This window comes from Veillonellales bacterium (assembly GCA_039680175.1).
Classification (GTDB): Bacteria; Bacillota; Negativicutes; order JAAYSF01; family JAAYSF01; genus JBDKTO01.
This window is the reverse complement of the sequence record JBDKTO010000074.1, coordinates 254808-279205: the sequence shown is the minus strand read 5'-3', so window position 1 is coordinate 279205 and position 24398 is coordinate 254808. Positions and strand designations below refer to the sequence as shown.

23 protein-coding genes and 1 riboswitch are annotated in these 24398 nt (G+C 43.8%); of the genes, 2 read left to right on the top strand and 21 right to left on the bottom strand.

The window, feature by feature from the left end; translation table 11 throughout:
* Positions 1 to 11: 11 nt before the first annotated feature.
* The 10 genes from ABFC84_13195 to ABFC84_13150 all read right to left on the bottom strand — a co-directional run bounded on the left by ABFC84_13195 (position 12) and on the right by ABFC84_13150 (position 10544).
* Positions 12 to 1253, bottom strand: a complete 1242-nt coding sequence (locus ABFC84_13195; GenBank protein MEN6413694.1) for an adenosylhomocysteinase — start codon at positions 1251 to 1253, stop codon at positions 12 to 14.
* The gene (mtnA, locus tag ABFC84_13190) at positions 1237 to 2301 is read right to left on the bottom strand and encodes an S-methyl-5-thioribose-1-phosphate isomerase (protein MEN6413693.1); all 1065 of its coding nucleotides are present in this window, start codon (positions 2299 to 2301) and stop codon (positions 1237 to 1239) included. The genes ABFC84_13195 and mtnA overlap by 17 nt, the downstream gene beginning before the upstream one ends.
* 14 nt (positions 2302 to 2315) lie before the next feature.
* Complete coding sequence (gene mtnP / locus ABFC84_13185) at positions 2316 to 3110, bottom strand: S-methyl-5'-thioadenosine phosphorylase (protein ID MEN6413692.1); 795 nt, start codon at positions 3108 to 3110, stop codon at positions 2316 to 2318.
* Positions 3111 to 3362: 252 nt separating this feature from the next.
* Entirely contained in the window at positions 3363 to 3779 is a 417-nt protein-coding gene (locus ABFC84_13180; GenBank protein ID MEN6413691.1) for a TIGR04086 family membrane protein, read from the bottom strand.
* A gap of 103 nt (positions 3780 to 3882) precedes the next feature.
* Positions 3883 to 4659 (bottom strand): 5'/3'-nucleotidase SurE, encoded by a 777-nt coding sequence (gene surE / locus ABFC84_13175; GenBank protein ID MEN6413690.1) that lies wholly within the window; start codon positions 4657 to 4659, stop codon positions 3883 to 3885.
* A gap of 130 nt (positions 4660 to 4789) precedes the next feature.
* A complete protein-coding gene (locus ABFC84_13170; protein MEN6413689.1) occupies positions 4790 to 6079 on the bottom strand; it encodes a glycosyltransferase family 2 protein in 1290 nt (429 codons plus the stop codon).
* Positions 6080 to 6315: 236 nt separating this feature from the next.
* Positions 6316 to 6993 (bottom strand): CDP-diacylglycerol--serine O-phosphatidyltransferase, encoded by a 678-nt coding sequence (gene pssA, locus ABFC84_13165; GenBank protein ID MEN6413688.1) that lies wholly within the window; start codon positions 6991 to 6993, stop codon positions 6316 to 6318.
* Positions 6993 to 7628 carry a phosphatidylserine decarboxylase family protein gene (locus ABFC84_13160; protein ID MEN6413687.1) on the bottom strand — a complete coding sequence of 212 codons (636 nt, stop codon included), beginning with the start codon at positions 7626 to 7628 and terminating at the stop codon, positions 6993 to 6995. Before ABFC84_13160 ends, pssA begins: the two co-directional genes overlap by 1 nt.
* Before the next feature lie 97 nt (positions 7629 to 7725).
* Positions 7726 to 8463, bottom strand: coding sequence for a WecB/TagA/CpsF family glycosyltransferase (locus tag ABFC84_13155; GenBank protein ID MEN6413686.1), 738 nt, complete (start codon positions 8461 to 8463; stop codon positions 7726 to 7728).
* Between the two features lie 113 nt (positions 8464 to 8576).
* Positions 8577 to 10544 (bottom strand): PBP1A family penicillin-binding protein, encoded by a 1968-nt coding sequence (locus tag ABFC84_13150; protein ID MEN6413685.1) that lies wholly within the window; start codon positions 10542 to 10544, stop codon positions 8577 to 8579.
* Between the two features lie 115 nt (positions 10545 to 10659).
* Between ABFC84_13150 and ABFC84_13145 the strand changes: the two genes are divergently transcribed.
* Positions 10660 to 11577 carry a polysaccharide deacetylase family protein gene (locus ABFC84_13145; protein ID MEN6413684.1) on the top strand — a complete coding sequence of 306 codons (918 nt, stop codon included), beginning with the start codon at positions 10660 to 10662 and terminating at the stop codon, positions 11575 to 11577.
* Between the two features lie 39 nt (positions 11578 to 11616).
* Here the strand turns inward: ABFC84_13145 and spoIVA are convergent, their stop codons facing one another.
* The 3 genes from spoIVA to ABFC84_13130 form a co-directional block, all read right to left on the bottom strand.
* Positions 11617 to 13095, bottom strand: a complete 1479-nt coding sequence (gene spoIVA / locus ABFC84_13140) for a stage IV sporulation protein A (protein ID MEN6413683.1) — start codon at positions 13093 to 13095, stop codon at positions 11617 to 11619.
* A gap of 637 nt (positions 13096 to 13732) precedes the next feature.
* Positions 13733 to 15811, bottom strand: a complete 2079-nt coding sequence (gene recG / locus ABFC84_13135; GenBank protein ID MEN6413682.1) for an ATP-dependent DNA helicase RecG — start codon at positions 15809 to 15811, stop codon at positions 13733 to 13735.
* Positions 15812 to 15843: 32 nt separating this feature from the next.
* On the bottom strand, positions 15844 to 16038 hold the full coding sequence (locus tag ABFC84_13130; protein ID MEN6413681.1) for a DUF1858 domain-containing protein: 195 nt from the start codon (positions 16036 to 16038) through the stop codon (positions 15844 to 15846).
* A 230-nt stretch (positions 16039 to 16268) separates the two neighbouring features.
* Between ABFC84_13130 and rpmB the strand changes: the two genes are divergently transcribed.
* The gene (gene rpmB / locus ABFC84_13125) at positions 16269 to 16460 is read left to right on the top strand and encodes a 50S ribosomal protein L28 (protein MEN6413680.1); all 192 of its coding nucleotides are present in this window, start codon (positions 16269 to 16271) and stop codon (positions 16458 to 16460) included.
* A gap of 124 nt (positions 16461 to 16584) precedes the next feature.
* Here the strand turns inward: rpmB and yfcE are convergent, their stop codons facing one another.
* The 8 genes from yfcE to pknB all read right to left on the bottom strand — a co-directional run bounded on the left by yfcE (position 16585) and on the right by pknB (position 24390).
* Complete coding sequence (gene yfcE / locus ABFC84_13120; GenBank protein ID MEN6413679.1) at positions 16585 to 17151, bottom strand: phosphodiesterase; 567 nt, start codon at positions 17149 to 17151, stop codon at positions 16585 to 16587.
* 32 nt (positions 17152 to 17183) lie between these two features.
* Positions 17184 to 17648: a 6,7-dimethyl-8-ribityllumazine synthase gene (gene ribE, locus ABFC84_13115; protein MEN6413678.1), complete on the bottom strand. Its 465-nt coding sequence runs from the start codon at positions 17646 to 17648 to the stop codon at positions 17184 to 17186.
* A 2-nt stretch (positions 17649 to 17650) separates the two neighbouring features.
* Entirely contained in the window at positions 17651 to 18862 is a 1212-nt protein-coding gene (locus tag ABFC84_13110; protein MEN6413677.1) for a bifunctional 3,4-dihydroxy-2-butanone-4-phosphate synthase/GTP cyclohydrolase II, read from the bottom strand.
* 51 nt (positions 18863 to 18913) lie between these two features.
* A complete protein-coding gene (locus ABFC84_13105) occupies positions 18914 to 19570 on the bottom strand; it encodes a riboflavin synthase (protein MEN6413676.1) in 657 nt (218 codons plus the stop codon).
* Entirely contained in the window at positions 19539 to 20666 is a 1128-nt protein-coding gene (ribD, locus tag ABFC84_13100; protein MEN6413675.1) for a bifunctional diaminohydroxyphosphoribosylaminopyrimidine deaminase/5-amino-6-(5-phosphoribosylamino)uracil reductase RibD, read from the bottom strand. Before ribD ends, ABFC84_13105 begins: the two co-directional genes overlap by 32 nt.
* 117 nt (positions 20667 to 20783) lie before the next feature.
* Positions 20784 to 20915: riboswitch (FMN riboswitch) on the bottom strand.
* A 45-nt stretch (positions 20916 to 20960) separates the two neighbouring features.
* A complete protein-coding gene (gene rpe, locus ABFC84_13095) occupies positions 20961 to 21608 on the bottom strand; it encodes a ribulose-phosphate 3-epimerase (GenBank protein MEN6413674.1) in 648 nt (215 codons plus the stop codon).
* A 4-nt stretch (positions 21609 to 21612) separates the two neighbouring features.
* Complete coding sequence (gene rsgA / locus ABFC84_13090) at positions 21613 to 22488, bottom strand: ribosome small subunit-dependent GTPase A (protein ID MEN6413673.1); 876 nt, start codon at positions 22486 to 22488, stop codon at positions 21613 to 21615.
* Between the two features lie 15 nt (positions 22489 to 22503).
* Complete coding sequence (gene pknB, locus ABFC84_13085; protein ID MEN6413672.1) at positions 22504 to 24390, bottom strand: Stk1 family PASTA domain-containing Ser/Thr kinase; 1887 nt, start codon at positions 24388 to 24390, stop codon at positions 22504 to 22506.
* Between the last annotated feature and the right edge of the window lie 8 nt (positions 24391 to 24398).

Below are 24398 nucleotides of genomic sequence, written 5' to 3'. Positions count from 1 at the left end.
CCCTTACTGTATCATGCCTGCTTGAGATATTGCTGCTGTTCCGCGGATAAATGATCAATTGCCAGCCCCATTGCTCCCAATTTAAGCGAGGCTACACGGTTGTTCATTGCATCCTCTATAGTATATACTTTATTTTCCATTTCACCATGATGTTCGGCAATATGCAGTACGGCCAAAGCTTGCATAGCAAAAGACAAATCCATGATTTCTGTAGGATGTCCGTCGCCGGCGGCAAGATTTACTAACCGCCCTTCGGCCAGCAGATAAATTTTACGTCCGTCAGCCATGGCGAACTCTTCGATATTTTTACGAACATCCCGGCGGGATACTGCCGCTTGCGACAAATCCGTTTTATTGATTTCCACATCAAAGTGGCCGGCGTTAGCCAAAATCGCTCCGGATTTCATCACGGCAAAATGTTCCTGACGGATCACATCTTTGCATCCGGTTAGCGTGACAAAGATATCGCCCAGTTTCGCGGCTTCCTGCATCGGCATAACCCGAAAGCCATCAAAAACGGCTTCTATGGCTTTAATCGGGTTTACTTCGGTTATGATCACATTAGCCCCCAGCCCCTTCGCCCGCATGGAAGCTCCTTTGCCGCACCAGCCATATCCGGCAATGACAACTGTTTTACCGGTTACAGTAAGATTGGTTGTCCGCATAATTCCATCCCAAGTAGACTGCCCCGTACCATACCGGTTATCAAACAGATACTTGCAGTAGGCGTCATTTACCGCTATCATCGGAAATTTCAGTCGCCCCTCTGCGGCTAAGGCTTTTAGACGAATTACGCCTGTAGTCGTTTCTTCCGATCCACCCCAGATATTGTCAAGCAGTTCCCGGCGTTCTGTATGCAGTAAAGATACCAAATCGCCGCCATCGTCGACAATAATGTTCGGTTTAGTATCTAATGCTCTATGCAGCAACTGTTTATATTCTTCGGCTGAAGTGTTGTACCAGGCAAGCACGGTCACTCCCTGCTCCGCTAAGGCTGCCGCTACGTCGTCCTGGGTCGATAACGGATTGCTGCCGGTAACGGCTACATTTGCGCCGGCATTTTTTAGCACCAGTGCCAAATAGGCTGTTTTAGCTTCTAAATGCATTGTTAAAACCATATTTTTCCCCTTTAATGGCCTGTCGTGGGATAATTTATCATTTAAAATATTGAGAACCGGCATAAACTGCCTCACCCAGTTAATTTTATCATGTCCCTGAGGGGCAAGACTGATATTTTTAATCATTGATTCCATTGTGCATCCCATCCTTCATGATTTTTAATTTGCTGATCGCGCTGGAATAAGGAGACCGCAGAAGGCCGAACTCGGTAATAATTGCCGTAACGAAGGAACTTGGCGTAACATCAAAAGCCGGATTAAATACGTCGATGCTTTCCGGTGCGATCCGGTGGCCGGCAAATACGGTTACTTCTTCGGCTTGACGCTCTTCAATTGGGATATCCTCCCCACTGTACATAGCAAAGTCAAAAGTTGAAACCGGTGCAGCTACATAAAAAGGAATATTATGCTGTTTGGCCAGTACAGCTACGCTATAAGTGCCGATTTTATTTGCTACATCACCGTTGGCCGTTATTCTGTCGGCGCCGACGATGACTGATTGTACCAGCTTTTTTTTCATGATCCAGCCAGCCATATTGTCGGTAATTAAAGTAACCGGAATATTATCCTGTTGTAATTCCCAGGCTGTCAGTCTTGCTCCCTGCAACAAGGGACGGGTTTCATCGGCATATACCCGGTCTATTTTTCCTTGTGACCAGGCAGCGCGAATAACCCCTAATGCGGTTCCCCAGGCTACAGTTGCCAAAGCACCGGCATTACAATGAGTTAATACGGCTGTCGGTTTGTCAAATAAACTTGCTCCATATTGAGAGATGCGGTGATTCACGTTCTCGTCCTGCTGATAGATATTGATCGCTTCTGTTTCTAACGCTGTTAGCAATTCGGTCTTATCTTCCTTGCTGCCCGGATACGCATTCACTACTGCCCTCATCTTTTCAATAGCCCAAGAAAGATTGATTGCCGTTGGTCTGGTTTGTTTAAGTTCCGCAGCAATTCCCGCCAGTTTCGCAAAAAAATCATTCTCGGTCACAATCTCCCTGGCTCCTAATACGAAGGCAAAAGCCGCTGCCGCGCCAATCGCGGGAGCACCGCGAACTTCCAAACGGCGGATTGCTTCCGCCACTGCCCGATAATCCCGGCATTCCCTATATTCGACTTTACCAGGCAGTAAAGTTTGATTTAATAGTTTTAAACAAGAATTATCCCATTCCATTGAACGCAAGACTTGCACCGCCTTTATAATTTAAATCCGCCGTATTCGGCTAACGTATGCCGGCAGTTGCAATCTTCATCCAGGTTCATATCGTCAATAGCAGTCATAATAAGCTGCTTAATGCCTTCAGCATTGTGCTTCATCGTCGCAACGACTTCACTGTGAGTCAAAGCTGTTTGCGAAATGCCGGCAGCATAATTCGTAACCATCGACACCGTAGAATAACACATCTCCGCTTCATGCGCTAACACAGCCTCCGGCACATTTGTCATACCGACTAAATCGCCGCCAAGTTTTGCGAACATAGCAATTTCCGCCGCGGTTTCAAACCGCGGCCCTTCCGTGCAAACATATGTACCGAGCTGATGAATACTGAGCTTATGTTTCTGCGCGGCAGCAACAAGGATATGCCTCAATCTGGAGCAGTAAGGGCTGGTAACATCGACATGCACCACACCGCGTTCTCCGCCTTCATAGAAGGTGCTTACCCGGTTCTTTGTAAAATCCAAAAATTGATCCACCAAAACAAAATCACCAGGTTTCATTGCCGGATTGAGAGAACCGACAGCCGTTGTGGCAATAATATTTTCAACGCCGATCTTTTTCATACTCCAAATATTGGCCCGGTAGTTTATAAGATGGGGCGGAATTGCATGAGTGCTTCCGTGTCTTGGAATGAATGCAATTTCTTTACCATTAAATTCACCGACCTTAAAAGTGACTGTTCCATAGGGAGTTGAAACTTCATGAGCCTGAATATTATTTAGAATACTAGGGTCATATACTCCTGTTCCACCGATTATCGCGATTTTAATCATTTTTCACCCTGCCATTCATAATAAGATTACAGCTATTAAAATTCAATGCTATTTTACTATTCGTAATGTGTTCTGCTAATCCCTTCTCTCTTACCAGTCTCTATTCAATATTTTACCTAAATTGTTTATCAAGTAGCCGGATTTTTACTGGCCATACTGGTCGACTTATCAGAGAAAATGGCACCAATAGTAAGACAATATGTTTCTGCACTACGCAAAAAAGAGGCCAATGGCCTCAAAGAAAGCAGCAGGCTATAAATTGATACCAATCAGCCCCCCCAATGCGCCGGCTGCAATTCCTGCTACAAACTTATTTGCGAATACTAAAAGGGTAATGGTTTCCTGACTGATTTTCATACCAACAGCAACGGAAACAATTACATAAATAAAACCAACAGCAATTCCGATAAGAAGCCCTTTCGATTCCGCCTTCTGGGCGGCAAAAACACTGCCAATAAAAATGCTGACCATTGTTACTGCGACCATAATATATTCCATATAGCGCTCAATAAAAAAGCCTTCCGATAACAAGCTTACCAACGATAAGAACAGGGTACATACTAAAGATACTGCCAGACTGACAATGGCTCCCAGGAAAATAAGCACAACCGCACCAGACGGTTTTTGTAGTTTTGTATTGCCGCGCGTGCGTCCGGTATATTTAGCCACAGCCTTCCCTCCCTGGAGTTCTTCCGGAGTTTTACTGTAAATTTATGCAATAAAAAACTAAATATACCCCAAAATCGAAAAAGCAGTTAAAAACTTTACGGCGTTAATTTCCCGTCGATAAATTCCATGATTGTAGCAGATGCATTATGTTATAATTCGTTAAATCAAAATGCACCGGCGTTACGGAAATCAAGTTATTGCCAACAGCCGCTACATCGCTGTCATCATCATTCTTGCTGTCGGCCAGCTTTCCCCCCATCCAATAATAGATGCGACCGTGTGGATCTTCGCGGCGCTCAAAAGTATTTTTATATTGTCGTACACCTAATTTAGTAATAGCAACTCCGGCTATTTCCTTTCCCGCAAATGCTGGAACATTTACGTTCAGCAAAGTATTAGGCGGCAATCCCTGCTTCATGATCATAAAAATTAAAGTTCGCATGAACTGAGCTGCCGGAGAAAAATTAAAATCTTTGAAACAATTCAGCGATACAGCGACGGAAGGTATTCCATGAAGCGCACCTTCAATGGCTGCACTTACTGTTCCGGAATATAATACATCCGTCCCCAGATTCGGTCCATGATTGATGCCCGAAACGACTATATCCGGCTTTTCCTCCAGCAAGGCTTCTAAGGCAACTTTAACGCAGTCGGTAGGTGTACCGTTCACACGCCAGGCAGAAAAGCGCGGGAATTGCTCTATAGAATATGGATCAACTCTGATTGGCTGACGTACAGTAATAGCCTGACTCGTAGCACTTTGTTCCGCATCCGGGGCTACAACGCTGACAGTCACATCCGTAACCGAAGCCAGCTCTTTCCATAAAACCCGTATGCCCTGAGCTTCTATACCATCATCATTTGTTAATAGAATACGCAAAATAATTCTTCCTTCCATAAAACAGCAGTCTGCCGGTAATTTTTCTAAAAGGGAAATAAGCCTGAAGGTAAAAAAAGATGAGTGTACACTCATCTTTTTTTATGCCATACGTTACCGCCAATTTACAAAATTATTTGACAGCTTGTTTACTTAATAAATTATCTTTAGAAAATTCATTCGAACCAGACTGAGTTATTAATACATCACGATAACTGAGACTGCGGGTATGCTGGGTATGACTCCACTCCCGCTCATTGCGGTGCAGAAAGCCAAGAAAAGTAATTGGCACCCAGCTATAGACAAACAGCGGATATAAAATCAAATAAAGCCAGGATTTCCAGGGAGCACGAATTTTTGCCAAGACAATCATGGGAAAGAGATATTGTCCGATTCCAATAATTGTCCATACCTCAACGGGTAAAACCATATATAAAATATTAGTATAAAACGGAGAAATGTAATATACATAGCTTAACAATACAAAAGCTGTCGATAATAGAAGAAAATGAGGTTGCAATAAATGCAAAACGCCATCTAATATGCGAATGTCATGCTTTTTAAACCCTTCCGCCAGCATAAGGGGAATATACCTTCCCGCAAGATCAAAATGCCCTTGCGCCCACCGTCTGCGCTGATGCCATGATTGCATAAAAGTAAGGGGCTTTTCATCGTAAACAATCGCATCATGAGCCCAAGTGGTGGGAATGCCTTCTAACAGAACTTTCATCGTAAATTCCATATCCTCTGTCAGGCAAGTTGCTCCCCAGCCAAATCTTTGTAAAACATCGGTTGCGATACACATACCGGTACCGCCTAAAACACTTGATAGTCCCAGATTATATTTGGCTAAATGCCAAATATGATTGACAACCCAGAAAGAAATGGCAAAAGTACCGGAAATCCAGGTATCATTTGGATTTTTAGCGTCTAAATAACCTTGAATAACCTTTTCACCTTTACATAAACGATTATTCATTTCCAGCAAAAAATTAGGATGTACAAGATTGTCCGCGTCAAAAACAACAACAGCATCATATTTATGTTTTAGTTTAAATAGCTTATTAAACATCCACTCAAGGGCAAAACCCTTGCCGCGCTGTTCGAGATTAAATCTTTCATAGACAATAGCACCGGCAGAACGCGCCAATTGAGCAGTACGATCTTTACAGTTATCAGCAATGACAAAAATATCATATAATTCCTGTGGGTATTTCAGTACATGAAGATTTTCCAATAACTGAGCTATCACCTGTTCTTCATTGTGAGCAGCAACAATGACGGCAAAATTCTTTTTAGGTGTCACTATTTTCGTTTCTTTGGGCCGCCACATGCCAAAAAATGCAATAATAAAATAATACAGCGTAAAGAAAACAATAATAAGTTGCATGGGAATCATTATGTAATCAAACACATAGTTCATGGATCTTGCTCCTTTAATATTCCGCATTCATCATCTAAAGTAACCTAGAGGATATTTTAAACGAAGAAAAAAGAATATATTAGTTCAACCACAAATACCATTTTAAGTTTAAGTGCTATACCTGTCAAGCTGGAAAAAAGCGAATCTGTACATTGCTTCTCCCTAGCTATGATATGACCTAGTCTTTTTAGCTAGAATGAGATAACAACAATTTTTTTTAAGAAGCAATGGGCAAATTAACAAGGAGAGCTATGAGAAAATAAACCCATGATAGTATTTAGTATCCCGAATAAGGCATACGCAAAAAAGATAACGAACACTATGGCATTATGCTGAACAAATAAAATATAACCGGCAATTAAAAACGTTAGGATGGCAGGAACCATTCTAATTTTTTCACCTTTGCCTTTAAAGTCAGGATATTTTATCGAACTGACCATCAAATAAGCAAATATGCATACCATAATCGGAAAAAGCCAGCCCGATGGTTTTATGTTAAGCATAACAAAACTAGCCACCACACAGCCTGCCGCCGGAATGGGAAGGCCCATAAAGTATCCTTTGACTATCCCTGTATTTACATTAAACCGGGCAAGGCGCAAAGCACCGCAGGTGGCAAAAAATGCTGCGACTAACATGCCGCGAACGCCAAAATCTTTCAATAAAAAGGCATATGACAGAATTGCCGGAGCGACTCCAAAGGAAACCAGATCACATAGCGAGTCAAGTTCCTTACCAAATTCGCTGCTGACTTTGAAATAACGGGCAACTCGTCCATCCATCCCGTCAGCAACCATAGCTGCCAGGATAAAAACAGCCGCCAGATAAAAATCTCCATTATACGTAAATATAATAGCAAATACGCCTAAAATAAGGTTTAACGATGTCAGCGCATTGGGAATAACATTTCTCATTAAGGCAACCTCCCTATAACTGTCTCGCCGCCTTTGACCTTATCGCCTTTTTTTACTAATATTTCTACGGCTTTAGGCATGATAACTTCTGTACAGGAGCCAAACTTAATCATACCATATCGTTGTCCCTGCTGTAATACACTGCCCAATGTTACCCATGAAACAATCCGGCGAGCTAAAATACCTGCAATTTGAATGACCAAAACACGCAAAATTTCATTTTCCAGCCCAATGGAATGGCGTTCATTTTCGCAGCCTGCGGATTCTTTATAGGCAGGACGAAAGCGTCCGCAAGTATATTGTTGATATTTTATTTCACCGGCAATAGGACTGCGGTTTACATGTACATCCAATACGGATAAAAAAATAGTTACTTTGGTTCCGATTTCGTTCAAAAACTCATCATCATAAAACTCACAGACACTCATGACTTTCCCATCAGCCGGCGAAAGCACTAAAACATTGTCGTCCGGCACTTTTCGGTTCGGGTTGCGAAAAAAAAAGGTGATAAAAGCCAACAATACGCCCGGAATAATGCTCCAATAAGGATGAACGGTCAAAGCGACTACAACAGTAATAAATGCAAGAATAAATATATATCTGAAGCCTTCCTTCACAATAGGCGTTCTAACCATTTATCCTCCTCCTATTAAGCTTACCCTCAATCGGCCAAAACAAAAGGGCTGTCTCAAAACGTGCCCTCTCATTCTTATTTATTATAATATATCTAGTTTACTTTTGTCCATGTTTTTTAATACTAAGTACCTTGAATACGAAGTGGGGTAATGCCAGCATTCTCATGGCGCGTTTCGGCTGTGAGATGAGACGGAATAGCCATTCTATATTTGCCCGCTGCATCCATAGGGGTGCTCGTTTCATTACTCCGGACATAACATCAAAAGTCCCCCCCACGCCGATAGATACAGGTACATTCAGCTGACTCATATGACGCGCCAGCCATTTTTCTTGTTTCGGTACTCCCAGGGCGACAAGCAGAATATCCGGCTGAACAGATTGAATCATTTGAATGATTTCTTGCTCTCGTTTCGCATCGAAAAAGCCGTTGCATGTTCCCAAAATCTTAACCCCTTTATAATATTGTTCGGCAACTATCCGGGCACGGTCCGCAATACCGGGAGAACCGCCAAACAGGAATACACGATAACCTTTAGCTGCAGATCTTTTAAGTAAATACTGAACTAGGTCATAACCTGCCACTCGTTCGGGAACAATATAGCCTTGATGCCGTGCGGCCCAGACAACGCCCGCTCCATCCGGCACAATCAAATCGGCATTCTTAAGAATTTCAGCCAGTTCCTTATCTTTTTCTGCTAGCATAACCATCTCAGCGTTAGCGGTAGCAACTAAGTGAGGTACTCGCTCCTGTATAAATTTCTCAATGAGACTAACTGCTTCTTCCATCGTAACCGCATTGATCTGGGTATTTAAAACCGCTATTCTATTTTTCAATTCTTGCTATCTCCTTATCCTGTCGGGGAAAATACTTTGCAGCCCGTTCATACAGGTTACTGAAGACCCGTGCCACAAGTAAAGCACCTATTTTGGTATATTTTATCATAAGATTAAAAAATGGGCAACCATGGGAAAGGCAGCTTCCATTTGAGCTGATTAGTCCGACCATCCGGCGGTGTTTGCTGGTTAGCGTCTGTTTTTAAATCCGGCCGAAGGCGTGAATCCACTACCTTAGGTTCTGTTCCTCGAATAAAAGAACTGTATTCGATATCGGAGCAGCCGATACCGGCTAATCTTCCTGAGTCGGCACATATTGCCACACCGGCTATCACATTAGGTGGTATAGTAAAATCAAGCGGTTTTGTCCCTTGTAATACTTGATTCATCATAATACCCCATAATCCGGCAACTTCGCTTCCGGAAATTCCAACCGGCTTGCGATCATCGTTTCCCACATAAATTCCAACCAGTAAATCCGGCGTATAGCCGATAAACCAGGCAGTCTCATAATTATCGGTGGTACCCGTTTTCCCCGCCTCTGGTCGGCCAATATTTGCTGCTGTTCCGGTTCCTTTCTCAATAACACCTTTCAGCATGTCCGTTAAAATGTAAGCGACATCGGGGCTTAAAACGGATTGTTGAGTTAACCGGCTTTCTTCTAACACTTGATTATTTTCGTCAAGTACTTTCAGAATACTAATAGGACGGGACAACACTCCGCCATTGGCAAAGGCAGTATAGGCCGTAGAAAGCTCCATCAGATTAACACCATTCGTTAGTCCTCCCAAAGCCGTTGCTAAGTTATTATCTTGCTGAACTAAGGTAGTAATTCCCATATTTTGTGCTAACCTGCAGACCTGATCCATTCCTACCTGCTGGCCTAATTTTACTGCAGCTATGTTGACGGACAGCCGGAGCGCTTTTTTCAATGTAATTGCTCCCCGGAATTTTTTGTCATAATTTTGCGGCGTATAACCTGAGATGTTTATTGGTTCATCAATAATCAACGAATTAGCAGCAAGCCCCTGATTCAGTGCTGTCGCATAAACAAAGGGTTTGAATGCTGAGCCTGGTTGACGTACTTCGACAATGACTCTGTTCAGCTGGCTTTCTGCATAATTTCGTCCGCCAACCATCGCTTTGATATAACCGGTTTTAGGATCCAAGGCCAATACGCCACCCTGGTATTGTTTTAATACGTTTTCTGCCGCTAATTGTATTTTACTGTCCAATGTCGTGTAAATCTTAAGTCCGCCTTTATAAACACGATTTGCACCATAACGCCCGCTAAGCTCATTGGCGACATAATCCAAAAAGTAGGAGGCTTGTACGTCCCGTTTTTTCTTCCCGGCCAATACTATCGACTCTGTTTGTGCACGATCCGCCTCAGCCTGTGAAATATATCCTTCTTTTACCATGCCTGCAAGCACCGTAGCGCGACGGTTAACCGCTGCTTGCGGATCAATATAAGGAGAATATACGTTTGGACCACGCGGCAGCCCTGCCAGCATGGCACTTTCCGCTAACGTTAGTTCACTGGCATGTTTACCTAAATATATCTGACTGGCTGCTTCAATTCCGTAGGTACCTTCGCCGAAATAAACTTGGTTTAAGTAAGCTTCCAGTATTTCCTGCTTGGAAAATTTTCGCTCAATAAGCAAAGCTAAAACAGCTTCTTTGAGTTTTCGCGTCAAGGTTCGTTCTTGTGTTAAAAACATATTTTTTGCCAACTGCTGCGTGATGGTACTGCCGCCTTCCTCGAAGCTGCCGGTTCGAATATCCACCCATAATGCTCGAATAATTCCGATGGGATCAATGCCTATATGATTATAAAAACGGCTGTCCTCATTTGCCACGATTGCTTCCTGTACATAAGGAGAGATGTTAGTAATCGTTACAACAATACGATTTTCTTCAAATAATCTTGCTACAGGCTTCCCCTCTATATCAAACACTTGTGTGGCCGCTATCATATGCAGGTTCTCTAAATTGTCGGTACGGGGCAAATCAAAAAAGGCATAACAAATATTGCTGCACATACATATTAGTAAGATGATCGTAATATTCCGCCACATCATTGCACTCCCCCTAAACAGTAGTATTCCAAGACCGAATACAATTTACACGCAGGAAATCATGCCGCTGTGGCGAATACAAGATTATACGAAATTTACTTCTATGCGGGGCTAGAGTATGATAAGAAATTCCAGTACCTTTCGAACTCTTTGTGTTGGTTTAACTTTTTTCCTTACATTATTGATTTCTTCTCCTCTTATTACCTTAGCTTTTTACTTGGATTCCGCTGCTTTTTCTCCTGCGATAGATTCTGCGAGCAGCGACGGCCTTGATTCGGCACCGGCGCCGGATCATCCGGATGCTTATTATCTTGCTGAAAATAATATGGAATTACCGCCGGGTGATCAGCCCTTTTACGATACGCTGACAGTCGCCGAGCGGCAGGCAGGAAATCTGCCGACTCAGTTGCCGGTGCTTCCGCCTTACTATGGTGAAAAAGTGGTTTATTTAACCTTTGATGACGGTCCTGATCCGCAAAACACGCCGGAAGTATTACAAATTCTGAAAGATAACGGGATTAAGGCTACTTTTTTTGTAGTCGGCACGCAAGTAGAAAAGTTTCCTGATGTATTACAAATGGTTTATCAAGACGGGCATGCCATTGGAAATCATTCCTATAACCACATTTACCGCCAGCTTTATCAATCTCCGGCTTCTTATACCGGGCAGCTTCATCGGACGGATGAAATTATTAAAAACGTCATTGGCGTTCGTCCCCATATTTCTCGCGCTCCCGGGGGATCAGTCGGCAGCTTTACCAAGGCGTATTGGGAACTTTTGAAACAAGAAGGCTATCTTGAAGAAGGCTGGAACGTTAGTTCCGGTGATGCTTCGAGTGCCAAAGCCGAACAGCTGGTTGGCAATATCGTGTACCAAATGGATAATAAGTTTTTGTGGAGCCATGCAATTGTGCTGATGCATGACGGAAGCGGCCATGGCGAAACAGTCAAGGCACTTCCCGAAATTATTAAATTTTTTAAAGAGCATGGTTTTACATTCCGTGTGATTAATGCTCAAACGCCGCCGCCATGGTAATGAAAAAGCAGCCAGTCTTACAGACCGGCTGCTTTTTCATTAAAAGATAATGCATATTAAACCACCGCTGCCATCATTAACAATTTTCTGCAGAGTATCCTTTAATTTCGTTTGTGCATTTTCCGGCATACTGGACAGTTTGTTTTGGATACCCTCCCTCACTAAGGCATTCAGGGATTTACCAAATAAGTTGGTGCGCCAGATTTTTTCCGGCTCTCCTTCAAACTCACGCATCAGGTATTGGACTAATTCTTCGCTTTGTTTTTCCGTTCCAATAATAGGTGAAATTTCTGCTTGAACGTCGGTTTTGATAATATGAAGTGATGGCGCCATAGCCCGGAGTCTTACGCCAAAACGATTCCCTGTGCGAATAATTTCCGGTTCTTCCAAGATCATCTCGTCAAGCTGAGGCTGTACAATTCCATAGCCGGTTTGCTGCACTTGTTCCAGAGCACCGGCTAATTTGTCATATTCCCGTTTGGCTACCGCTAAATCTTTCATAAGCCTCAGCAGATGATGTTCGCCGGTAATGGTGAATCCGGTAAGTTCTTCCAGCACCTGATAGAATAAATCATTACGGGCAGTTATTTCGATCACGGCTAACCCACTGCCAAGATCCATGTCATGCAGGATAACATCGGCTACAAAATCATACCCGGATAAATCATCAATGGCCCGGTCAATATCCCGCAGGCGTCGTACATACTGCAGTACCTCATGGACGGAACCATCGAATTTTTGTCGCAGCCAATGTTCAGTATCCAGTTCTTCCACCCATTTCGGCAAGGAAATATTAACTTCTTTAACCGGAAATTCATACAGTACTTCCTGTAAAATCGCATAAATATCGTCATGATTCAATTGGGCGCAGTCTACGGGAATTACCGGCACATCATAAGCGGTTTCCAGTTTTGCCACTAACTCACGGGTTTCTTTGTTGGTAGGCTGGTTTGTATTCAAGATGAGCAGAAATGGTTTTTCCAATTCTTTCAATTCTTTGACAACCCGTTCTTCGGCAGCCAGATATTTTTCTCGTGACAAATCCGTAACAGTGCCATCTGTCGTAATCACGATACCAATAGTCGAATGCTCGGCAATCACTTTTCTGGTTCCTACTTCCGCCGCTTCCTGAAAAGGAATTTCATGATCATACCAGGGAGTCAGTACCATTCGCGGGCCATCTTCTTCTTCATAGCCCAAAGCTCCGTCAACCGTGTAACCAACACAATCGACCACCCGGACTCTTACATTCACATTATCTTTAATATTAATTTCTACGGCCTCATTGGGAATGAATTTGGGTTCAGTGGTCATAATAGTTTTACCGGCAGCACTTTGCGGCAATTCATCTTTCGCTCTTTCTTTATCGTAAGGATCTGTGATATTTGGTAAGACCATCGTTTCCATAAATCTTTTAATAAATGTTGATTTTCCTGTACGTACTGGCCCTACTACCCCTATATAAATATCACCGCCAGTACGTTCGGCAATATCGCGAAATAGGTCAAATTTTTCCATCCAATCATGTCCCTCCCCATAACTAACATTATCTACTCATGTGAGCATAGCCCACTAAACCCCGCATTCATCCCTCCCTTAAGCAAAAGTGATAACCGGACGAGAAGGAATTAGTATTTGCTAAACGGCCAGTTAGACGGCATGTGATTAACCATTATAAATATATGACATGCCGCTGATAATATTACAAAATTAGGTAGAATAAATAGACAGAGAAAGGGGCTGAGCTGAAATTCAAATTTCAGCTCAGCCCCTTTTTACGAATTCCATCGATTTATTTCATGCTGAAATATATTACATGAGCTATCGAACCAATGTACGCAGTCGCTGCAGCGGCGTATAAAGTTGTCCGGGGAAACATTCAATAATGAAAAGCCATAACCCATCGCAGTAATAATATGTTCAAACTCATGGCATTCTATTGCAATACGACGAAGCTGGTCTTCACTATAGATAGCAGGACTCATTTTTTAAAATCACCCCCACACTTTCTACTACTGCTAGTGTGTACCCAATGATAGTAAAATAATTAAAAAAACTTTTTCATAAGATGTATATTTATATTTACATTGGTGCACATTAATAACGTAAATTTTCTCCTCTCCCATAATTGGCGGCTATTTGCCGCCTTTTTTTTCTAATTGCAGAATATCATTTCATAGGATTGATCACCAAACCACTTTTCCAAAGCAGGACGTACACTGTTTAATTCTTCCGGGACATGAATCGTTTGCTGGGCAGCAGTCCTTGCTTCTAACAGTATGGCTATATCCCGGGTAATGTCGGCAATTTTCAAATCGGGGAGACCGTGCTGACGAGTACCAAAAAATTGACCGGGTCCCCGTATACGAAGATCTTCTTCGGCTAAGCGGAAGCCGTCGGCTGTTTGCGTCATGATCGCCAGTCGTTCCTGCGTTTCTTTACTCTTGCTGTCAGAAAGTAAGATGCAATAGGATTGATAGTTGCCGCGCCCAATTCTGCCGCGAAGCTGGTGCAATTGGGCAAGGCCGAACCTTTCGGCTCCTTCCACCACCATTACAGTAGCATTAGGAACATTGACGCCAACTTCAATCACTGTTGTGGCCACCAAAACTTTAATTGCTCCCCGGTAAAACCCATCCATCACAGCATCTTTTTCATTTGGCTTCATTTTGCCATGAACTAAGCCGCAATCAATATCCTTTAGATATGTCTTCGTAAGTTGTTCATATAACTCTACGGCAGACTGTGCTTCAATTCTGGAAGATTCTTCAACTAAAGGGCAGACAATATAGGCTTGTCTGCCCTTTTTAATTTCATTGACCAAGAACTGATAAATCTTTCCCCGACGATCGCTGTTGCGGACAAAGGTTCGAATCGGTTTTCTTCCGGGAGGCAATTGCCGGATTACCGAAACATCTAAATCGCCATATACCGTAAGAGCCATAGTACGTGGTATGGGTGTTGCGGTCATGACAATCACATCCGGCATATCACCTTTATCCTGCAGTTTTGCTCGTTGTTGTACGCCAAACCGATGCTGCTCATCGGTTACAATAAGACCAAGCTTTTGAAATTCTACGTCTTCTTGAATCAGAGCATGGGTCCCCAGTATGATATCGGCCAAGCCATTTTTAATTTGCAATAAAGTTTCTGCGCGAACACGGCGAGAAAGTCTGCCGGTTAAAACAGCAAGGCGGATACCAAGAGGGGCAAATAGTCCTCCAAGAGAATGATAATGCTGCTCGGCGAGAATCTCAGTCGGAACCATAAACGCTCCCTGATATCCGTTTTCCACCGTTTTGGCTAAGGCAATCGCAGCAATAACAGTTTTCCCTGATCCTACATCTCCCTGCACCAGACGCTGCATTGGCAGGACATCTTCCATATCGGCTTCGATTTCCCGGATGACTTGCTGTTGATCAGCGGTAAGCACAAAGGGAAGTGATTTTTTAAAAGCTTGCACCAGTGAACCATTCGGGCTATGTTTGATACCGTTTCTATTTTGACGGTTTTTTTTGCGTAAGTATGCCAAGCCGCACTGCATTAAATAAAGTTCTTCAAACGCCAGACGCCGTCTTGCTGCATTTAAGGATACTTTATTGGTGGGAAAGTGTATCTGGTGCAGAGCGGTTGACCGATCCAGAAGATGAAAATCGTGAAGCACCTTCGCCGGTAAAGTTTCTAAAATAGATTCCGCTGAATCCAGCATAGTAAAAACATTATTTAGTAAAGTTCGCAGCGTTCGCTGCGTTATTTTTTCATTTGCCGGATAAATGGGTACGATACGGCCAGCATTCAACATATCTGATTCGTCGCCGATGATTTCCACTTCCGGATGAACCACTTCAATTTGATGTAACCGACGTTGAATTTTCCCCGAAACCACAAGATTCATTCCCGGTTTAAATACATTTTTTTTATAGGATTGATTAAACCAAACTAAGTAAGCGAAGCCTGACGAATCTTTTACCGTGATTTTAGTAAGGGTTAAACCACGCCGCGGTTTTATTTCGTTTGCGCCCGTTACGGTTGCCCGAAAGGTTTCTACCGTATTATCAGTCAAAGCGCAAATTTCTTTCAAGCGGCTGCGATCCTCATATCGTCTTGGGTAGTGGGTAAGAAGATCGCTGACAGTATAAATTCCTAACTCAGCTAAGATTTCGGCTCTGGCGGGGCCAACCCCTTTTATATATTTGATATTAAGATTGTTGCTGCTGTTCGGCAAAAGCCTCACCTCACAATTAAAGGCAAATAAACCTTTCGCCTTTAATTTTTCTGCAATTCGTTTAGCTCCTTAAGTAATGCCTCAAGGTCAATGTCATGCATTTTAGCACCATTTTCTATTGTTTCGCTGGATGACCCCATACAGCCAATACACCCCATACCATGTTTGACAAACACTTCCCGTGCTCCCGGATGAGAACGGAGAGCTTCCATTATCGAGGTATTTCTATTAATCATAATATTGGCCTCCTTATCCTCTTATTTGTTTTTATTTTTATATTCCCTATATATGCAAAAACTCCTGCCTTTATCGCTCATCGCAGCTTTTTCAATCCAGGGGACGCCTCGCGGCTATTGTTTCTCAGCGTTATCATTTGCAGAGCTTGCATATACTACCTATATTATGCTAAAATACTATTGTTATTGATTTAAGGATATCTTGTCCTTCATTAAAGGAGGTGGAATAGATGGCAAATGTTTGTGAAATTTGTTCTAAAGGTGAAACCAGCGGCTTTAATGTCAGCCACTCCCACTTAAAAACCAAACGCACTTGGAAACCTAATATCCAACGGGTTAAGGCAGTTGTAAACGGTGAAGTAAAAAGAATAAATGTATGTACCCGCTGCCTGCGTTCTGGTAAGATTCAGCGTGCAATATAATTTTTTTATCCCAGCCGGTATTTAAGTTAAACTTAAATACCGGCTGCTTTATTATGATTTTTGTCGTCCATTCCCAAAAATGCGCTGCCCCGCATAAAACCGGGCAGCGCATTTTTGTACTCAATTATACATTGGTCTTTAACTTTTGGGATACAAGGGATTCTCCTGTTTCAATATCAAATATGGTAAGCTGCAAATCAGCTAGTACAGCAATTGTACCATGGCCGTCTTTGCTTTTGGACATACAGGGTGAGCCCGGATTCAGCAAAGTAATATCATTTTGTGTATTCAGGGCTGCAATATGAGTATGCCCGGAAATAAATAAATTGACTTTATAGCCCGTGGCGCTATCTAGCTTTTCCTGGTCATTCAACTTATGCCCATGATTCACTAAAATTCGCAGTCCATCGGCAAACACATAGGCGTAAGGCGATTGTATCGGTATATGGAGAACCATGCTGTCGACTTCGGCATCACAATTTCCCGCCGCTATGATAATGGGAACCGGACAAGCGTTTAAGCTTTCGGCCAGCCCTTTCGGATCGTATTCAGCCGGAATGGCGTTGCGAGGTCCGTGATAGAGTACATCGCCGGCATGAATAATCAAATCGGCATCTGCCAAATACCGGTCAAAAATCTTTTTCCAAGTAAGGGAGCAGCCGTGAGTATCACTGATGATTCCAATTTTCATCATCCATCCTCCGATTATTTCCTGGAAATATATTACATATTGTGAATTAGGTTCGCCATTTCAATTGCCGCTGCCGCAGCATCAAAGCCTTTATTGCCGGCTTTGGTGCCTGCCCTCTCAACGGCTTGTTCAATGGTCTCCGTTGTTAAAACGCCGAAGATTGTCGGCACACCGGTAGAAAGCCCCACCTGAGCAACGCCTTTGGATACTTCCGCACATACATAGTCATAGTGGGATGTATTGCCGCGGATGACAGTCCCCAGGCAAATCACAGCGTCATACTTTTTACTAGCTGCCATTTTTGCCGCGATTAATGGGATTTCAAAAGCACCGGGAACCCAGGCAACATTGATATCATCATCTTTAGCACCGTGACGCTGCAATGCGTCCAGAGCACCGGCGAGAAGCTTGCTGGTGATAAATTCATTAAATCTTGCTACCACAATACCGAATTTCAAACCATCAGCAACTAATTTTCCTGCAAAAGTGTTTACCATTTCTATTTTGCCTCCTCATACTGTTTCAAGATATGTCCCAGCTTTGTTTTTTTAGTGGATAGATAGCGTTGATTGAACCGGTTAGCCTTCATTTCCAGCGGTACCCTTTCGGAAATTTTTAAACCATAGCCCTCCAGCCCGGCCCGCTTTTTCGGATTATTCGTCAATAAACGGATACTGGTTAGCCCAATGTCTGCCAGGATTTGAGCACCGATGCCGTAATCCCGCAAATCAGGGGCGAAGCCAAGTATTTCATTGGCTTCTACGGTATCTTTGCCTTTATCTTGCAGGGCATAGGCACGAATCTTATTTGCCAAACCAATACCCCGTCCTTCCTGGCGCATATAAAGAAGTACGCCGGTGCCTTCCGCTTCAATCCGACGCAAAGCGCTTGCTAGTTGTTCACCGCAGTCGCAGCGCAGCGAGCCTAATACATCGCCGGTTAAACATTCCGAGTGAACGCGGACAAGAACATTTTTTTTACCGGCTACATCGCCTTTTATTAAGGCAACGTGGCATTGCCGATCAAGCTCACTTTCGTAGGCAATCAGCCGGAATGTACCATATTTCGTCGGCAGAGTGGTTTCAGCCGCACGGACGATAAATTTTTCATTCATTTTGCGATATTTAATTAAATCGGCAATCGTAATAATTTTAAGATTATGTTTGGCGACAAAATCCAGTAATTCAGGCGTTCTGGCCATTGTTCCGTCTTCATTCATAACTTCGCAGATCACTCCGGCAGGATATAAGCCTGCCAGCATAGTGAGATCAACGGCAGCTTCCGTATGTCCGGCCCGGCGCAGCACCCCACCTTCCACATAGCGAAGCGGAAATACATGGCCGGGACGGCGAAGATTTTCTGGTTGGGTCCTCGGATCGAGAACTGCTTTAATGGTTGCTGCCCGTTCGTGAGCGGAAATCCCGGTAGTTGTCGTGTCCGCATCAATCGAAACAGTAAAGGCAGTACAATGATTATCCGTATTCTCATTCACCATGGCACCAATTCCCAATTCATCCAAACGCGCGCCACTGATAGGCATGCAGACGAGTCCGCGCCCATAAGTAACCATGAAGTTAACTGCTTCCGGTGTAACTTTTTCTGCTGCCATCAATAGATCGCCTTCGTTTTCCCGATCCTCATCATCAATAACCACTACCATCCTGCCATTTTTTATATCAGTAATTGCGTCTTGAATAGCACTGAATTTCATGATAAATCCCCCTCATATAATAGTTTTGCAAGCAAGTTATCTGCCTTTATTTCATAGCGTAAACCCATTTTCCTGTAAAAAAGCCTGGGTAAAAGCTGCCGGTTTGTTATTGGGCGGATCTTTAAGTCCTAACAATTTCTCCACATATTTTCCGATCATATCATTCTCCAGGTTTACAGAATCGCCTGTTGTTTTGATCCCCAGGGTAGTCATCGCGGCAGTGTGAGGAATGAGTGATACGGTAAACCAATTTGCACCATAATCGACTACAGTTAAGCTAATACCGTCAATTGCGATAGAACCTTTTTTTATAATATATTTCATGATTTCCGGCTTAGCCTCAATTCGCACGACTACCGCATTATCATCCCGCTTCATAGCTAAGATGCTGCCTGTACCGTCAATATGCCCGCTGACGATATGACCGCCAAAACGATCACCTAACCGCAGCGTCCGCTCCAAATTTACAGCATCACCAGGCTTTAAAGCGACCAAAGCCGTCCGTTCAACGGTCTCGGGCATGACATCGACAGTAAACCATGTATCGCCGCAAGCGACTACGGTCAGACAAGTTCCATTCACAGCTATGCTGTCGCCTATTTTTACATCAGAAAGTATTTTTTGTGCGGCAACGGTTAGGCGAACCGATTTGGCGCCTCTGACCAGAGCTTTTACTTTACCCAATTCTTCCACAAGTCCGGTAAACATCGCGTCCCTCCCGTCGGCGCAAATAAGCGCTTATTAGTATATCTTCCCCTACATATTCCATCGTGCTATTTTCCAGCAAGACAGCAGCCGATAAATTTGCAATGCCCTGTCCGCCAACCGGGCCGGGAGCGGTCTTGCCGCCAATAATTTTGGGAGCAATAAAGCAATGAATTTTATCTACAATATTTGCCTCCAGGGCCGACGCATTGATTCGTGCTCCGCCTTCAATTAAAATACTGGTAATTTCTTTTTCACCTAATTCTAAAAATAAGCTCTGTAAGTCAAGGCCGGAATTATCTGGCGGAATGGTGAGAATCTCTATGCCTTTATTTTTTAAGGCACTGACCCTCTCCGCCGGAGCCAAAGGAGAAACAGCAATAATTGTCGGCGCCAGTTGATCAGCGACCACTTTCGCCGTAAGCGGCGTTCGCGCCATTGTATCGACAATAATCCGAATTGGATTTCTGCCATTAGGTATGCGGGCAGTTAATGAGGGATTATCGGCTAACACGGTACCGATTCCTACTACTATTCCGTCATATTGGCTGCGGAACTGATGCCCGCGCTGCCGGGCTGCCGGTCCGGTAATCCACTGGGAATCTCCGGTTGAAGTTGCAATTTTGCCATCAAGGGTCATAGCGGTTTTTAGGACACCAAAAGGCATTTTCGTGGCTATCCATTTAATAAACACTTCATTCATTTGTGCTGCTTCATTCGCCAGAACACCTTCTATGACTTCAATCCCCGCTTCCCGTAATTTCGCTAAGCCGCAGCCGGCTACAAGCGGGTTCGGATCGGTCATTGCGATAACGACCTTTTTAATACCGGCATGAATGACGGCCTCTGTACAAGGCCCGGTTCTGCCGTGGTGGCAGCATGGCTCCAGTGTCACATACAGTGTTGCCCCTGCCGCCAGCTCGCCTGCCTGTTTTAAAGCATGTATTTCCGCGTGGGGAGTACCGGCACGTTTGTGCCAGCCATAGCCAACTATTTCGCCGTTTTTGACAACTACTGCTCCCACCATAGGATTGGGACTGGTACGGCCAAGTGCATTTTGGGCAATATGTAATGCCTGTCGCATGTAAAATTCATCCATAACCAAATTTTCTCCTCTCAAGGGGCCTAAAAAATAAAGCTGTTTTAAAAGTTTACACTTTTAAACAGCCTTGTGAAGTCAGAAAAATAGAGTAATAGAAATATATAATTTCTATTACTTTGCCTTTTTTCATCCAGACTCTACTGTCGGCTCCGGGATTTCACCGGATCTGCCAAATGGCTCGCGGGCTAATTACCGCCGGTCAGGAATTAAAAGATTGCTCTTTTTCACCTTGCCCCAAAGGCTCACTTATTCATTTGTATACACTTATGTTAGCATCTTTGCTGAAAATAATCAAGTCCCCCGTAAAGCACCAATCGCTTTTTTAGCATCAGGCGAGCCATAAACAGCGGAACCGGCAACTAAAATTGTTGCGCCGGCGGCAATAATTTCGGCCGCATTACATTCATTGATTCCCCCATCAACTTCAATAGCCACATCCATTTCATTCTGCACTATACTGCGACGCAGTCTTTTTATTTTATTGATTGTGCCCGGAATAAATTTTTGTCCGCCGAAGCCTGGATTTACACTCATCAGCAGTACCATATCAATTTCAGCAAGTACTTCCTCAATTGCGGACAATGGAGTGGCAGGGTTCAAAGCAACACCGGCTTTAATACCATAAGACTTTACAGCTTGAATTAATCGATGTAAGTGCGGTGCTGTTTCTACATGGATAGTAAGAATATCCGCACCGGACTTGACAAATGGTTCAATAAAATCTTCCGGATTATCAATCATAAGATGTACATCAAAAATCATTCGGCTAACTTGGCGTATAGCAGCAACCACAGGCGGTCCAAACGTTAAGTTAGGGACAAAATGTCCATCCATAATGTCAATATGCAGCATATCTGCTCCGGCAGTTTCGACTTGCTGGATTGCTTTTGTCAGGTTGGCAAAGTCAGCGGCAAGAATTGAGGGTGCAATGTTCACCATAAATTTAAAACCCCTTTTTATTTTCTCTAATTTCAGTTAGCGCTTCCAGATAAGATTGATAACGCTGCTTGCTGATTTTTCCATCTGCGACGGCTTGTTTCACTGCACATTGGGGCTCTTTAAAATGCAGACAGGATTTGAACCTGCATTTCGGTGCAAATGCCGCAATTTCATGAAAACAGTACATCAACTGAGATTCGGGGATATCGTTACATTCAGTTAAACTAAATCCGGGTGTGTCTACGACAAAACCGCCGCCGGTAAGCGGTAATAATTCGGCAAAACGGGTAGTATGTCTGCCCCGGCCGATTTTATCACTAACTGCTCCGGTAACCAATTGGAGGCCGGGTTCAATCGTATTCAAAATGGTGGATTTACCAACTCCCGACGGTCCGGCAAAGGCGGTGATCCGATCACACAATAATTTTCGTAAGTCAAGAATCCCACTGCCATATTTAGCCGATAATGTGATCACCTTATAGCCGATGGAACGATATAATTCAATTATGGGGCTTAGCTCAGCACTATCCGCCAAATCCATTTTATTGATACAGAGAATCGTAACCAAAGCAGAAAGATCGGCTAAGATGAGAAAGCGATCCATCAGCGCGGGGTTGATTTTCGGCTGAACCGCGGCAAAGGTAAGAATCACCTGATCGACATTTGCCACCATAGGACGTTTGAGCATACTGCGCCTCGGCAGTATTTGCTCAATTACGCCTTTATCATTTCCCAGCATGTCATACTGCACTTCATCGCCGACCAAGAGTGAAAAACGTTCTTTTTTAAAGCGGCCGCGCAATGTACACATTGCAATTTTATCGGCGGTTTGTACATAATAGTAGCTATTGTATGTTTTGATTACTACACCATGCAACAATGCCGCTACCCCCTGCTAAAGTGATTGTTCTTGCAACAACACTCCGTTAATATAGACCTGTACGCGAGCCTGACCTACTCCCTCAACGGTTTTCTCAACTTTGTCACCCGGTTTATGAACATTCTCATAGACAACCCGGCGCCCGTTTGTATCAGTAACTACAATTTGAATTGCCTGACGTGACGGACCATCCGGAACGGTAATTTGAACTACTGCGCGTTTTGCAGCACCGGATGCTCCTTTTGCGACTGTCAGATCGACGGTTGTTCCTTCTGTCACTGCGGTATTGGCCGGGGGATTTTGTCCGCTGACCGTACCGGCAGGATATTTGTCGCTTACTTCTTCTGTCACCTTGCCAAGTTTAAGCTTTAAACTGTCAAGTTGTGCACTGATAGTGCTTAAAGGTGTACCACGAAAATCAGGCAGCGAAATTTTCTTAGGTTCGGCGCCCTTACTAATAACAATATCAATAGGAGTATTCCGGCTTACTTGGGCAGGCGGACGGGGATTTTGACTAATTACAGTATCAGGCGGGGCACTGGAACTAAACTGTTCGTCAACACGCCCTAAGACCAAGCCGGCATTTTTCAGCTGCAGTTCCGCATCTCGGCGGCTGAGCCCCCTTACATCCGGTACTACGGTGATTTCACCGCCTTTACTTACCACCAGAGTGACCATACGCTGTTCCTTTACTGTCGTTCCGGCTTCAGGATATTGGGATATAACAGTTCCGGGAGGGACTTTATCATTAAATACTTCGGAAACAGAAACACGTAATTTTTGGGCAATCAGCACATTGCGAGCGGCGTCGACTTGTTTACCGACAACATCGGCTACCACAACTTCACTGGAGCTCCAAAACTTGCCAAAGGCTAAAAAGGCACCAATTAAAAAGCCAACGGCTAACAAGACAAGTATGCCCCATACCCACCGCTTAGACGTTTTATTTCTTTCCGTATGCAAGCGGCTGGATAAATTTTCCTGGTTTGTTATGTCGGTACTATCCACAGCCGATGGCAATACACGGGGGAGTACCTGTGTAGGGAAATCTTCGGTGGACATTCTCCTGGTTTGATCATCCCGCAAGTAATTTTGCGCCAGCTTTAAGTCTACAATCATTTCATCAATATTGGCAAAACGTGCCGCGGGATCTTTAGCCATCGCTTTCAATACGATAGCTTCCACCAAGGGAGGAATAGCCGGGTTAATTTCCCGTAATGGCTTTGGTTCCTCCTGAAGATGTTTCAAGGCGATGCTAATGGGAGTTTCTCCCGTAAAAGGCAGTTCCCCTGTCAGCATTTCATAAAGTACAACCCCCAGGGAATAAATATCGGATTTTGCTCCTATGGCCCCGCCTTTTGCCTGTTCCGGAGAAAAATAATGTACGGAACCCAATACGGCTCCGGTTTGTGTCATTGTCGCCGATGTTACTGCCCGGGCAATGCCAAAATCAGTGACTTTGATTCTACCGTTGCGGGTTAAGAGAATATTATGTGGTTTAATATCACAGTGAACTAAATTGTTTTGATGAGCATGTTCCAATGCTTCGGCAATTTCCAGCGCAATGCGAACCGCTGTTTCTACCGGCAATACTGTTTCACGTGTGATTCTTTCTTTTAGGGTTTCTCCTGAGATATACTCCATAACAATATAGTCAATATCTTCATCACGACCGACATCATAGATGTTAACGATATTAGGATGAGACAAGCGAGCCGCAGCCTGCGCCTCACGGCGAAAGCGCGTTACAAATTCTTCGTCATTGGTAAATTGGGGCCGAAGAATTTTTACTGCCACAGAACGATCGAGCAATTTATCGTGTGCGCGATAAACATCGGCCATACCGCCGCCGCCGACATGTTCCAGAACTGTATAACGCTGGCCCAGTGTTCTGTTAATCATTAACCATC